Source organism: Pseudomonas sp. MSSRFD41, assembly GCF_014230245.1.
In the GTDB taxonomy this organism is placed as follows: Bacteria; Pseudomonadota; Gammaproteobacteria; order Pseudomonadales; family Pseudomonadaceae; genus Aquipseudomonas; species Aquipseudomonas piscis.
Genome location: NZ_JACKZK010000015.1, coordinates 139,048 through 151,330 on the forward strand (window position 1 = coordinate 139,048; position 12,283 = coordinate 151,330).

The window sequence follows — 12,283 nt, forward strand, 5'->3', positions numbered from 1 at the left end:
CTTCACAGACGCTTGGCTTTCAGAACTGTAATATCGGCCTCACCTTCTCGTTAGGTTGGCCTCCATATACTCCCGGACATACTTGGATCCGCTGTGTTCCTACCAGCGACCGGCCTGCCAGGAGAGAGAGCATGCGCCCAACCCAGCTATTACTGACCGGTCTTCTGGCCGCCACCTGCTCCACCACGTGGGCCGCCGATGGCAGCGAACGCTCACAACAAGCCCGCACAGCCTTCCTGGCCAGCCAGGAACAGATACACGGCAAATCCGGTCGGGAAACGGAGACCGCCACCACCGACGCCCCTTCCACGCCCAGCAAGGCTGGCGAAGATATTTGACGGCGTTGGTCCACAGAGCACATTCATCTCTTGAAGCGTTTTCATGATGCTCCTTTGGAAAGAGATGAATCTTCAGCGCCCCTCGGGGCGCTTTTTTTGCCTTCCTCTCACCCTGCCTTCATGGCGACACCATCGATCGCGAGCCCCGCAAACCTGTAGTCGCTGCCGAGCAACGCAAGGCTGCGACAAGGCTCGCAGGGCCTTCGGCGATCGACCGGGCAACCTTATGTTGCGGCCGCTGCGCGTCCATGCGCAGCCTGCGGCAGCGGCTAAACGAAGCCACTCCCGGGAGCGATCACACAGGCATCACTCTTCCCGGCGGTGGGCCCACTGGTACAGCGCGGGCAGTACCAGCAGGGTGAGGATGGTGGAGGACAGGATGCCGCCGATCACCACCGTGGCCAGGGGTCGTTGCACCTCGGCGCCGGTGCCGGTGGCCAGGGCCATGGGCACGAAGCCCAGGGACGCCACCAGCGCCGTCATCAGTACCGGGCGCAAGCGGGTCAGGGCGCCCTCGCGGATGGCCATGGGCAGCGACCGCCCCTCCTCCCGCAGGTTGCGGATGAAGGCAATCATCACCAGCCCGTTGAGCACCGCCACCCCCGACAGGGCGATGAAACCGACCCCCGCCGAGATCGACAACGGGATATCCCGCAGCCACAAGGCCATGATCCCGCCCGTCAAGGCGAACGGGATACCGGTGAACACCAGCAGCCCATCCTTGAGGTTGTTGAACATCATGAACAGCAGGCCGAACACCAGCAGCAGGGCCACCGGCACCACCACCCGCAGGCGCTGGGACGCCTCCTGCAACTGTTCGAACTGACCGCCCCAGGTGGTCCAGTAGCCCGCCGGGACCTTCACCTTGTCGGCGATCAGGGTCGTGGCCTCCTCGACGAAGGAGCCGATATCCCGACCGCGCACGTTGGCGCTGACGATCACCAGGCGCTTGCCGTTTTCCCGACTGACCTGGTTGGGCCCCAGGACCAGGTCGAGGCTGGCCACCTCGGACAGGGCGATGAAGCCGATCTGCCCGTTGACGCTGCCGGCCGTCGCCGGGATCGGGATCAGCAGCCGTGACAAGCCCTCGATATCGGTACGCAACCGGTCGGACAGGCGCACCACCATGTCGAAGCGCCGATCGCCCTCATACAGGATCCCGGCTTGGCGCCCGCCCACGGCCACCGCGATGGTGTCTTGCACATCACCGACGTTAAGGCCATAGCGCGCGGCTTTGTCACGGTCGATATTGATGGTCAGCACCGGCAGCCCGGTAGTCTGTTCCACCTTGACCTCCGAGGCGCCCGCCAGGCCCTGCAAGGCGCTGGCGATCTCGTTGGCGGTCTTGTTCAGCACCGCCATGTCGTCGCCGAAGACCTTGACCGCCACATCGCTGCGCACCCCGGAAATCAGTTCGTTGAAACGCAACTGGATCGGCTGCGACAACTCATAGGCATTGCCCGGCACCAGGGCGCTGGCGCGCTGGATATCGGCGATCAGCGCTTCCCGGGACTTGCCCGGGTCCGGCCACTGGGCCTTGGGCTTGAGCATCACATAGCTGTCGGAAATGTTCGGCGGCATCGGGTCCGAGGCGATCTCCGCGGTGCCGGTGCGGGCGAACACCCGCTGCACTTCCGGCACCTGGGCCAGCAGGGTCTTCTCCAGGCGCTGCTGCATGTCCACCGATTGCGAAAGGCTGGTACCCGGCACCCGCAGGGCCTGCAGGGCCAGGTCGCCTTCGCTGAGGCTGGGGACGAACTCGCTGCCCATGCGGCTGGCCAGCAAGCCGCTGCCCACCAGGACCGCACCGGCCAGGGCGAAGGTCAGCCCGCGCCGCTGCATCACCCAGTCCAGCACCGGTGCATAACCACGCTTGGCGTTGCGCATCACCAGGTTCTCCTTCTCCTGGACCTTGCCGGTGACGAACAGCGCAATGGCCGCCGGGACGAACGTCACCGAGAGGATCATCGCCCCCAGGAGGGCCATGACCACCGTGAACGCCATGGGGTGGAACATCTTCCCCGACACGCCAGTGAGGGCGAAGATCGGCAGGTACACCACCATGATGATCAGCTGGCCGTAGATCAGTGGGCGCCGGGCCTCCTTGGCTGCGGCAAAGACTTCGTGCAGGCGCTCCGAGCGGGTCAGCATGCGCCCGTGGTGCTGCTGGGCATGGGCCAGCCGGCGGATGGCGTTTTCGACGATCACCACCGCCCCGTCGACGATGATCCCGAAGTCCAGGGCGCCGAGGCTCATCAGGTTGGCGCTGACCTTGTTGCTGAACATGCCGGTGAAGGTGAACAGCATCGACAGCGGGATCACCAGGGCGGTGATCAACGCCGCGCGGATGTTGCCCAGAAACAGGAACAGTATGACGATCACCAGCAGTGCGCCCTCGAAGAGGTTCTTCTTCACCGTGGCGATGGCTTTCTCCACCAGGTTGGTGCGGTCGTACACGGTGACCGCCACCACGCCCTCGGGCAGTGTGCGGTTGATGTCCTCGAGCCGCTTGGCCACCGCCTGGGACACCGCGCGGCTGTTTTCGCCGATCAGCATGAACACCGTGCCCAGCACCACCTCACGGCCATTTTCGGTGGCCGCGCCAGTGCGCAGCTCACGGCCGATTTCCACCTGGGCCACGTTGCGCACGCGGATCGGCGTGCCGTCGCTGCTGCTGATGACGATGTTGGCGATGTCGTCGATGGAGGCCAGTTGCCCCGGGGCACGGATCAGCAACTGTTCGCCGCTGCGCTCGATGTAGCCCGCGCCGACGTTGGCATTGTTGCGCTCCAGGGCTGTCACCAGGTCGGTGAGGGTCAGGCGATGGGCCGCCAGGCGCTTGGGGTCCGGAGCGATCTGGTACTCCTTGGCGAAGCCGCCGATGGTGTTGATCTCGGCCACCCCGGGAACGTTGCGCAGTTGTGGCTTGATGATCCAGTCCTGGATCACCCGCAGGTCGGTGGGGGTGTAGGGCGTGCCGTCTTCCTTGCGTGCACCTTCCTCGGTCTCCACGGTCCACAGGAAGATTTCTCCCAGCCCGGTGGAAATCGGCCCCATCTGCGCTTCCACCCCTTCGGGCAGTTGCTCGCGAGCCACCTGCAAACGCTCGTTGACCAGTTGCCGGGCGAAGAAGATATCGGTGCCGTCCTTGAAGATCACCGTCACCTGGGACAGGCCCGAACGCGACAGCGAGCGGGTCTGCTGCAAGCCGGGCAAGCCGGCCATGGCAGTCTCGATGGGAAAGGTGATGCGCTGCTCGGTCTCCAGCGGCGAGAAGCCCGGCGCCGCGGAGTTGATCTGCACCTGGACGTTGGTGATGTCGGGGACGGCGTCGATCGGCAGTTTCTGGTAGCTGGCGATACCGATACCGGCCATCAGCAGTACCCCCAGCAGGACGATGATGCGCTGCTCGATGGCGAATTGAATGATGCGTTCAAACATGGATAGTCACTCTCCGCTGGGGCCTGTTCAGTGGCTGTGCTCGGCCGAACCCTTGCCCAGTTCGGACTTGAGGGTGAAGCTGCCGCGCGTGGCGACCTGGACGCCGGCGGCCAGGCCTTCGCGGACTTCCACGAAGCCATCCTGGCTGGCCCCGAGCACCACGGGCGTCGCCTGGAAACCCTCGGCCACGCGCACGAACACCGAAGGCCGGTCTTCCACGGTCTGGATCGCCTCCTGGGGCACGCTGACCGGCACCTCGACGGCCGTGGTGGCCACCTCGACCGCCACGAACAAGCCCGGACGCCAGGTCTCACTGGGGTTGGCCAGGGTCACCCGGACCGTGGCGGTGCGGGTCTGCTCTCCCAGCAGGTTGCCGACATAGGCCACCTGCCCGCGGACCTGGGTGTTCAGTTCGCTGGAGATGACATTCACCGACTGGCCGACCCGGACCTTGTCCAGGTCCTTGGGAAATACGCCGAAGGTCGCCCAGACCCGGGACAGGTCGGACAGGGTGAAGGCCGCCGTGGTCTCGCCCACCACTTCGCCGACGCTGAGGTGCTTCTCCACCACCACGCCATCGAACGGCGCACGCATTTCATAACGGTTGCCCCCCGCCAACTGGGCACTGCCGCTGAGCGCCGCCATCTTCTGCCGGGCGTTGCCCAGGGCGATCTCGGCCTCTTGCAGCGCCTGCCGCGCCAACAGGTAGTCCTGCTCGGCGGAGATCTGGTCGACCCACAGCTGACGCTCACGCTCGAAGGTGGTACGGGCCAGTTCCACCCGCCGGCCGGCCGCCGCCAGTTCGCTGCGCTGGTCGGAAACCTGCTGGCTGGCAATCACCGCCAGCAGGTCGCCACGCTTGACCGACTGGCCGAGGTTGGCCTGTACCGACTCCACCACTCCGGCCGCGCGCGGCACGACATGCGAGGTGCGGTCCTCGTCGAAACGGATCTCCCCCGGCAGGCTGAGCAGGCGATCCAGGCGCCGCGGGCCGGCCTCGGCCAGCTCGATCCCGGCTGCGGTGATCTGCTGGGCATTGAGCTCCACCAGGCCTTCGTGCCCCTCTTCCCCATGGCCCTCTTCGCCGTGTCCTGGCTCGGTATGCCCGGCGGGTGTCGTGGTCGCTGGAGGCTGGCCCGTGGCCGGGGGCTGTCGGTTGAACAGGCCAGGCAACAACGAAGCCGCCAGCCCCAGGCCGGCCACCGCCGCTATGGCCACAACAAGGCTGCGTTTTTTGTCCATGGATGCTCCTGAAAATGTCGAGGGTCGGCGGCGCGGGCGCGGCCTTACGAAGTAGAGGGAAAGAAAAACTTCCCCAGGGCCCGGTGCAGTTCGTGCACGCACCAGTGCCGGGGGGGCTCGTCGCTGCTGGCCGGGGGCACCCGGCCGCAGTCGCTGAGCAGCAACAGGGCGAAGTACGCGAGGCCCCGCAGCCAGGGTTTCACCAGCGGCTGAGGTCGCCGTAGATACGTTCGATCCGCACCCAGGCATCCGTGCTTTGCGCCACCGCCACCAGGTACTGGTTACGGGCGCCGATCAATGTGCGCTGGGCATCGAGTACCTCGAGAAAGCTGAACTTGCCCATCTCGAAGCCACGGGTGGCACTGTCCACCGCGCTCTGCGCGGCGGGCAGGATGGTCTGGTTGAACGACTGCACTTCGCGCCGGGCGGTTTCCCATTGCTCCAGGGCCTGGCGAGTCTCGGTACGCAAGCGCAGTTCAGTGGCGTTGCGCAGGTCCCGGGCCTGGTCGGCACGGCGCGCGGCGGAGAGCACGTTGCCCTGGTTACGGTTGAACAACGGCAACGGCATCGACAGGCCGACCAGGTTGATCCGTTCGTTCTTGCCGCCGTCTTCGTTCTTGCTGGCGTCGTACTGGCTGCCGATGCTGATGTCCAGGTCGGGAATGCGCTGGGCCTTTTCCAGGTCCAGGGACGCCTCGCGCTGGGCGATCTCCTGCTCCGCCAGGCGCAGCTCCGCGGTCTGGGGCAAGCGGTTCAGCAGCTGCGCTGGCGCCGGCGGCGCGGCGACGGCCCCGGACGGCTCCTGCACCGCGGAAAAGTCCGCACTGCCGCTCCCGGTGACCCTGGCCAGCTGCCGGTAGGCGTTGTCCTGCTCCAACTGGCCACGGTTGAGTTCCAGGCGGATCTCCGCCAGTTGCACCTGGGCCCGGGTGGCCTCCACCGGCGATGCCTTGCCGGCACCGACCCGCCCCTGGGCCACCGCCAGGCCACGCTCGGCCAGGGCCAGGGAGCGCGCGGCCAGTTGCGTGCGCTCCTGGGCCCGCAGCGCTGCGTAATAGGCATCCAGTACATCGGCGCGCAACTGGTTGCGCCGCCGATCCAGTTCCAGGTCCGCGAGCCTCTGGCCCTGGCTGGCCACCTCCACCCGCGCGCCGCGCTTGCCGCCCAGTTCCAGGGTCTGGGTGAGCTTGACCGAGGTGGTGCCCTGTCCGCGCTTGGTGTTCTCGATATCCGTGGATAGCACCGGGTTGGGAATCAGCCCGGCCTGCTGGCGGGCGCCCTGGGCGATATCGATCTCCCAGCTCGCAGCGGCCAGTTCCGGATTGTGGGCAAAAGCCTTGGCCAGGGCGCTGTCCAGGCTCAACACCGGTTGCCCGGCGGCATTCGCGGCTTGCCCCGCCAGGACCAGTAATAAAGCCATGCGCCAGCCCCTTGCGGCCCGGGCGCAGATTCTCGGGAAATTCGGCATAACAGGTTCCGACCCTTGCAGAAACGAAGTCCTGGCGCGGGCACGGCGGTATATACCGGTACATATAAAAGGGTTATTCGACCGATATGAACTACACCGCTGTACTTGGCGACAGGGAAATATTCAAGATCGGCCAACTTTAACTTTCGGTCCTTATCAGCAGGGTGGCGCAAAAATTACAAATCTGTAATCAAGGTTTCCGGCCCGGGCTTCTGTATTAAGATCCCGTCAAAAAAGCCAAGGCCCACGGCGCTTTTAAGCTCAAGAAGAGAAGTTCAACAAGCAACTTAAAAACTTACGAACGACAACTTGTCCATAACTTGAATAATAACTTTCCAGTGTTTGTCGACTACCAACCTCACTTGCAGAGAATTCCCTCAACATGCGTATCCTGGTTATCGAAGACGAACTCAAGACTGCCGATTACCTGCAACAGGGATTGACGGAAAGTGGTTATATCGTGGACTGCGCCAACAGCGGCGCCGATGGCCTGTACCTGACTCGCCAGCACGCCTACGACCTGGTGATCCTGGACGTCAATCTGCCGCAGATCGACGGCTGGGGCGTGCTGGACCAGATCCGCCAGTTCAGCAACACCCGGGTCATGATGCTCAGCGCCCAGGGCCGGCTGGCGGACAAGATCCGTGGCCTGGACCTGGGCGCCGATGACTACCTGGTCAAGCCATTCGCCTTTCCCGAACTGCTGGCCAGGGTCCGTACCCTGATGCGCCGCAGCGAACAGTCGCCTGTACCGGATGTACTGCGGGTCGCCGACCTGGAGCTGGACCAGGGCCGACACCGGGCCTTTCGCGGCAAGCAGCGCATCGACCTGACCACCAAGGAGTTCGCCCTGTTGCACCTGCTGATGCGCCAGAGCGGCGTGGTGCTGTCGCGGACCCAGATCATCTCCTTCGTCTGGGACATGAACTTCGACTGCGACACCAATGTGGTGGAGGTCTCGATCCGCCGCTTGCGGGCCAAGATCGACGATCCCTTCGAGCGCAAGCTGATCCATACCTTGCGCGGTGTCGGCTATGTGCTCGAGGAGCGCGACTGAAGGGCACCCTCAGTGCTGGTGCGCCTGTTCGTGAAAGCCTGACTGCTCCACCTGCAAGGTGACGTGGGCGATCTCGAAGCGCTCCTGCACCAGCTCGCTGACCTCGGCCAGGATCGCCTGCTCGTCACGGCTGTCCAACTGGGCCACCAGATGCGCGCTGAGCACATTCTTGCCGCTGGTCAGGGCCCAGATATGCAGGTCGTGCACATCGCCGACCCCGGGCACCGCGCGAATGCCCTGCTCCACCTGATCGATATCGATGCCTTCGGGCACACCCTGCAGCAGCACGTTGGTACTTTCCCGGAGCAGGGTCCAGGTCCGTGGCAGCACCCACAGGCCGATGGCCGCGGCCACCAGCGAATCGACCCAGCCCCAGCCGGTGTACATGATCACCAGTGCGGCGACGATCACCCCCAGCGAGCCGAGCATGTCGCTCCAGACCTCCAGATAGGCGCCCTTGACGTTGAGGCTCTGGCTGCTGCCGGAGGCCAGCAGGCTCATGGAGACCAGGTTGACGATCAGCCCCAGCAGCGCGATCACCAGCATTGCCGTGGACTGGATCTGGGGCGGTGCCTGCAAGCGTTGCCAGGCCTCGAACAGGATGTAGAAGGCCACCACGAACAGCAGCAGGGCGTTGAAGGCCGCGGCGAGGATTTCGAAGCGCGCGTAGCCGAAGGTGCGCTTGCGGTCCGCCGGGCGTTTGGCGACCTGGATCGCCACCAGGGAAATCCCCAGCGCCAGGGTATCGGTGAGCATGTGCGCAGCGTCTGACAGCAGCGCCAGGCTACCGGTGACGAAAGCGCCGATGACCTCGGCGATCATGAAGCTGCCGGTCAGCCCCAGGGCCATCCACAATTTGCGTTCGTGCCCGGCCCGTACCTGTCCGTGACTGTGTCCTGCGCCCATGGAGCCTCCTGCGGTGTGGTGGAAACGTCAGCCTGATGATAGTCCGGTCGAGCGCCGGGCAGGCTCGGCCGGGCGAATTGTCATCGGGCTGTTATCCGCCGGTTATCCCGCGCACCCAGGGCCCCTTGCGGCCCGCGCGTTCATGTCGCTTTTGTGCCGGCCGCGGCCCTGTAGAATGCGCGCTTCATTCTTCGCCCAAGGGATCGCCATGCTTCGCCAGCCCCGGATTTTCGCTCTGGCCACCGCCCTGCTGCTCGGCGCCGGCGGCGCTTGGCTACCAGCACCGGCCGCAGCGCTGGACTGCGCGCGCATCGAACACGACCAGCAGGTCGATCGCTGTGCCCAGCAAGACAAGGAGCGGGCCGACAGCGCCCTCAACCAGAGCTACCAGGCACTGCTGGAGCGGGTCCACCAGCACTATCCCGGCAACCTGCTCCAGGAGCAGGAGTACCTGGGCAAGCTGAAGAACGCCCAGCGCGCCTGGATCAAGTACCGCGACAGCACCTGCGTGCTGGAGGCAGTCGACGTGGAGCCGGGCAAACCGGCCCACACCACCTTGATCAACCGCTGTGTGACCCGCCTGAGCAACGAGCGCAGCCACTACCTGGACCGGTTGCTGGTCGACTGAGGCCAGGCCGCCAGCTCAACAGCAGCCGGCTTCTTGGACCCGGGCCCCGCGGGCCTCGCCGACCCGGGTGCCGAAATACCCGGCACTGGCCGCCCCGATCGCCCCCATCACCGCACAGAAGATCACGCAGACCCAAGGGCTCCAGGGCATCAGGGCGATCAGCAGCAACGGAGTGACGCTGGCCCACAGGGCATAGGCGATGTTGTAGGTGAAGGAAATTCCCGAGACGCGGATCCGTGCCGGGAACAGCCCGACCATCACCGACGGCACCGCCCCCACCACGCCACACCCCAGGCCGGCGATGGCATAGGCCAGGCCGATCCAGGCGCCACCGTTGATCAGGCAGCCGTAGAGCACGGCGATCCCCAGGGGCAGCAGCAGGCTGTAGAACATTACCGTGCGCCAGGCCCCCAGGCGGTCGACGAGCAGGCCCGCCAGGACACAGCCGAGGTTGAGGCAGACGATGCCCAGGCTGCTCAGGGCGAAGGTGTGGCTGGCGCTCATGCCGAAGCTCTTCTGCATCATGGTCGGGGTGATGACCACGAACACCACCACCGCCGAGGTCAGCACGCAAGTGAGGATCAGCGCCGGCAGGATCGCCAGGCGGTGTTCGCGCAGCACCGTGCGCAGGGGCAGTTCGCTGGCGTTCTCGCGTTGTTGCTGCAGGGCCATGAACACCGGGGTCTCGCCCAGCCAGCGACGCAACCAGACGCCGATCACGCCGAATACCCCGCCGAGCAGGAAGGGATAGCGCCAGGCGTGGTCGAGGATTTCCTCGGGGCTGAAGACCTGGGCCAGGAGGGTCGCGGTCAACGCCCCCAGCAGATAGCCGAAGGTCAGCCCGGCCTGGAGAAAACCCAAGGCATAACCGCGATGGGCCCGGGGAGCATGCTCGGCGACGAACACCCACGCACTGGGCACCTCCCCCCCTACCGCGGCGCCTTGCAGGACCCGCAGCGCCAGCAGCAGCAACGGGGCGAAATAACCGATCTGGGCATAGGTGGGCATGCTGCCGATCAGCAGGCATGGCAGCGCCATCATCAGGATGCTCAGGCTGAAGACCTTCTTGCGCCCCAGGCGGTCGGCGAAGTGGGCCATGAGGATGCCGCCCAGGGGCCTGGCCAGGTAACCGGTGACAAAGATCCCGAAGCTCTGCAACAGCCGCAGCCACTCGGGCATTTCCGGTGGGAAGAACAGCTGGCTGAGGGTCAGGGCGAAGAATACGAAGATGATGAAGTCGTAGATTTCCAGGGCCCCGCCCAGGGCGGCCAGGCCCAGGGTCCTGTAGTCAGCGCGGGAAAAACGCGCCGTCGATTCGCTGGCAAGGGTCATGAGGGCAACTCGGGTGGCACAAGACAAGGGCGCCATGGTCTACGCAAAAGTCCCGGGGAACAAGCCGTTCCCCGCAGCGGGCGCCGATTCAGTTGCCCTTGGCCAGGGCGATGGCGGCCTGGATCGCCGCGCGGGCCTGGGGGCTGTTCTTCCAGCAACTGGAACCCACCAGGGAGGAGGCCCGGGTCACGATATCCAGGGCGTCGGCGCCAGCGAGCTCGGCCAGGGAGGCGATGCCCAGCTGTTCCAGGCGTCCCACCACCGTGGGCCCCACCCCCTTGACCTTGAGCAACGCGGCGCGTTCTTCGGGAGAAAATGTCATGTGCGTCCAATCCTTTGCAGTACGTGGCAATTGCCGCATTCTTGCACAGTTCTCGACCGCCTCAGCCCGGGGCGGCCGACCTCCTTACAAACATAAGAAAACACGAGGTATCCACGTGGCCGCCGATATTCAAGATAGCCGCTCCGCCCGCTTCGCCCTGCGCTGTTCGAACTGGGCCGAGCGCTGGTTTCCCGACTCCTGGGTGTTCGCCGCGCTGGCGGTGATCATCGTCGCCCTGGCCACCCTGGCCATGGGCGCCAAGCCCACCGACGCCGCCATGGCCTTTGGCGACGGCTTCTGGAGCCTGATCCCCTTCACCATGCAGATGGCCTTCGTGGTCATCGGTGGTTATGTGGTGGCCAGCTCGCCGCCAGCGGTGAAACTGATCGACAAACTGGCACGCATCCCGAACAACGGCCGTTCCGCGGTGGCCTGGGTAGCGCTGATTTCCATGCTCGCCTCGTTGCTCAACTGGGGCCTGTCCCTGGTGTTCGGCGGCCTGCTGGTACGGGCCCTGGCCCGGCGTACCGAACTGCGCATGGACTACCGCGCCGCCGGTGCCGCGGCCTACCTGGGCCTGGGGGCGGTCTGGGCCCTGGGGCTGTCATCCTCGGCGGCGCAATTGCAGGCCAACCCCGGCAGCCTGCCGCCTTCGATCCTGGCCATCACCGGAGTGATCCCCTTCACCCAGACCATCTTCCTCTGGCAGTCGGGCGTACTGTTGCTGGCGCTGGTGGTGGTGTCGCTGGTGATCGCCTACGCCACCGCCCCGGGCCCCGGCAGCGCCCGTGACGCCCAGGCCTGCGGGGTCGATCCCAGCTTCAGCCTGCCCAAGGCGCCACCACGCACCCGCCCAGGCGAATGGCTGGAACACAGCCCGCTGCTGATCATCCTCCTGGCCCTGCTGGCCGCCGGCTGGCTGTATCACGAGTTCGCCACCAAGCCAGCGATCACGGCCATCTCCGGGCTCAACACTTACAACTTCCTGTTCCTGATGACCGGGGCCCTGTTGCACTGGCGCCCGCGCAGCTTCCTCGATGCCGTGGCCCGGGCCGTGCCGACCACCACCGGGGTGCTGATCCAATTCCCGCTGTACGGCTCCATCGCCGCACTGATGACAGGGGTCAAGGGCGTGGACGGCCAGACCCTGGCCCATCACATCTCGACCTTCTTCGTGCAGATCGCCTCCCACGATACCTACGCCCTGCTGATGGGCCTGTACTCGGCGGTACTGGGCTTCTTCATTCCCTCGGGCGGCGGCAAGTGGATCATCGAGGCGCCCTACGTGATGCAGGTGGCCAACGACCTGCAGTACCACCTGGGCTGGGCGGTGCAGATCTACAACGCCGCCGAGGCCCTGCCGAACCTGATCAACCCCTTCTACATGTTGCCGCTGCTGGGCGTGCTGGGCCTGAAGGCGCGAGACCTGATCGGCTTTTCCTTCGTCCAGTTGCTGGTGCACACGCCCTTGGTGCTGATCCTGCTCTGGGCCCTGGGCACGACCCTGGCCTACCTGCCCCCCATGACCCCCTGAGCATCGCCCAGCCTC

General features: G+C 65.5%; 10 protein-coding genes. 4 read left to right on the top strand and 6 right to left on the bottom strand.

What is annotated here, in order from left to right; genetic code table 11:
• The first annotated feature begins 131 nt into the window (after positions 1-131).
• The gene (locus tag H7A76_RS21750; protein WP_185700404.1) at positions 132-338 is read left to right on the top strand and encodes a hypothetical protein; all 207 of its coding nucleotides are present in this window, start codon (positions 132-134) and stop codon (positions 336-338) included.
• 306 nt (positions 339-644) lie between these two features.
• Here the strand turns inward: H7A76_RS21750 and H7A76_RS21755 are convergent, their stop codons facing one another.
• The 3 genes from H7A76_RS21755 to H7A76_RS21765 all read right to left on the bottom strand — a co-directional run bounded on the left by H7A76_RS21755 (position 645) and on the right by H7A76_RS21765 (position 6,489).
• On the bottom strand, positions 645-3,779 hold the full coding sequence (locus H7A76_RS21755; RefSeq protein WP_185700405.1) for a CusA/CzcA family heavy metal efflux RND transporter: 3,135 nt from the start codon (positions 3,777-3,779) through the stop codon (positions 645-647).
• 27 nt (positions 3,780-3,806) lie between these two features.
• Positions 3,807-5,021, bottom strand: a complete 1,215-nt coding sequence (locus H7A76_RS21760; RefSeq protein ID WP_185700406.1) for an efflux RND transporter periplasmic adaptor subunit — start codon at positions 5,019-5,021, stop codon at positions 3,807-3,809.
• A 199-nt stretch (positions 5,022-5,220) separates the two neighbouring features.
• Positions 5,221-6,489, bottom strand: coding sequence for a TolC family protein (locus H7A76_RS21765; RefSeq protein ID WP_185700407.1), 1,269 nt, complete (start codon positions 6,487-6,489; stop codon positions 5,221-5,223).
• A gap of 382 nt (positions 6,490-6,871) precedes the next feature.
• On the opposite strand from H7A76_RS21765, the gene H7A76_RS21770 reads away from it, so the two are divergent.
• A complete protein-coding gene (locus H7A76_RS21770; RefSeq protein ID WP_053132105.1) occupies positions 6,872-7,546 on the top strand; it encodes a heavy metal response regulator transcription factor in 675 nt (224 codons plus the stop codon).
• A gap of 9 nt (positions 7,547-7,555) precedes the next feature.
• On the opposite strand, the gene H7A76_RS21775 is transcribed toward H7A76_RS21770, so the two are convergent.
• Positions 7,556-8,452, bottom strand: coding sequence for a cation diffusion facilitator family transporter (locus tag H7A76_RS21775; RefSeq protein WP_185700408.1), 897 nt, complete (start codon positions 8,450-8,452; stop codon positions 7,556-7,558).
• A 208-nt stretch (positions 8,453-8,660) separates the two neighbouring features.
• Between H7A76_RS21775 and H7A76_RS21780 the strand changes: the two genes are divergently transcribed.
• Positions 8,661-9,080 carry a lysozyme inhibitor LprI family protein gene (locus tag H7A76_RS21780; protein WP_185700409.1) on the top strand — a complete coding sequence of 140 codons (420 nt, stop codon included), beginning with the start codon at positions 8,661-8,663 and terminating at the stop codon, positions 9,078-9,080.
• Between the two features lie 15 nt (positions 9,081-9,095).
• Here the strand turns inward: H7A76_RS21780 and H7A76_RS21785 are convergent, their stop codons facing one another.
• Positions 9,096-10,412: an MFS transporter gene (locus H7A76_RS21785; protein WP_185700410.1), complete on the bottom strand. Its 1,317-nt coding sequence runs from the start codon at positions 10,410-10,412 to the stop codon at positions 9,096-9,098.
• A gap of 88 nt (positions 10,413-10,500) precedes the next feature.
• Positions 10,501-10,734 carry a helix-hairpin-helix domain-containing protein gene (locus H7A76_RS21790; protein WP_185700411.1) on the bottom strand — a complete coding sequence of 78 codons (234 nt, stop codon included), beginning with the start codon at positions 10,732-10,734 and terminating at the stop codon, positions 10,501-10,503.
• A 115-nt stretch (positions 10,735-10,849) separates the two neighbouring features.
• Here H7A76_RS21790 and H7A76_RS21795 point away from each other — a divergent pair, with 115 nt between their 5' ends.
• Positions 10,850-12,268, top strand: a complete 1,419-nt coding sequence (locus tag H7A76_RS21795) for a short-chain fatty acid transporter (RefSeq protein WP_185700412.1) — start codon at positions 10,850-10,852, stop codon at positions 12,266-12,268.
• Positions 12,269-12,283 lie beyond the last annotated feature (15 nt).

Excerpts from the sequence above, each read along its gene's own strand:
- H7A76_RS21780 (WP_185700409.1), top strand. The coding sequence starts at position 8,661 with ATGCTTCGCCAGCCCCGGATTTTCGCTCTGGCCACCGCCCTGCTGCTC.
- H7A76_RS21770 (WP_053132105.1), top strand. The coding sequence starts at position 6,872 with ATGCGTATCCTGGTTATCGAAGACGAACTCAAGACTGCCGATTACCTG.
- H7A76_RS21765 (WP_185700407.1), bottom strand. The coding sequence starts at position 6,489 with ATGCCGAATTTCCCGAGAATCTGCGCCCGGGCCGCAAGGGGCTGGCGC.
- H7A76_RS21760 (WP_185700406.1), bottom strand. The coding sequence starts at position 5,021 with ATGGACAAAAAACGCAGCCTTGTTGTGGCCATAGCGGCGGTGGCCGGC.
- H7A76_RS21775 (WP_185700408.1), bottom strand. The coding sequence starts at position 8,452 with ATGGGCGCAGGACACAGTCACGGACAGGTACGGGCCGGGCACGAACGC.
- H7A76_RS21785 (WP_185700410.1), bottom strand. The coding sequence starts at position 10,412 with ATGACCCTTGCCAGCGAATCGACGGCGCGTTTTTCCCGCGCTGACTAC.
- H7A76_RS21755 (WP_185700405.1), bottom strand. The coding sequence starts at position 3,779 with ATGTTTGAACGCATCATTCAATTCGCCATCGAGCAGCGCATCATCGTC.
- H7A76_RS21750 (WP_185700404.1), top strand. The coding sequence starts at position 132 with ATGCGCCCAACCCAGCTATTACTGACCGGTCTTCTGGCCGCCACCTGC.
- H7A76_RS21790 (WP_185700411.1), bottom strand. The coding sequence starts at position 10,734 with ATGACATTTTCTCCCGAAGAACGCGCCGCGTTGCTCAAGGTCAAGGGG.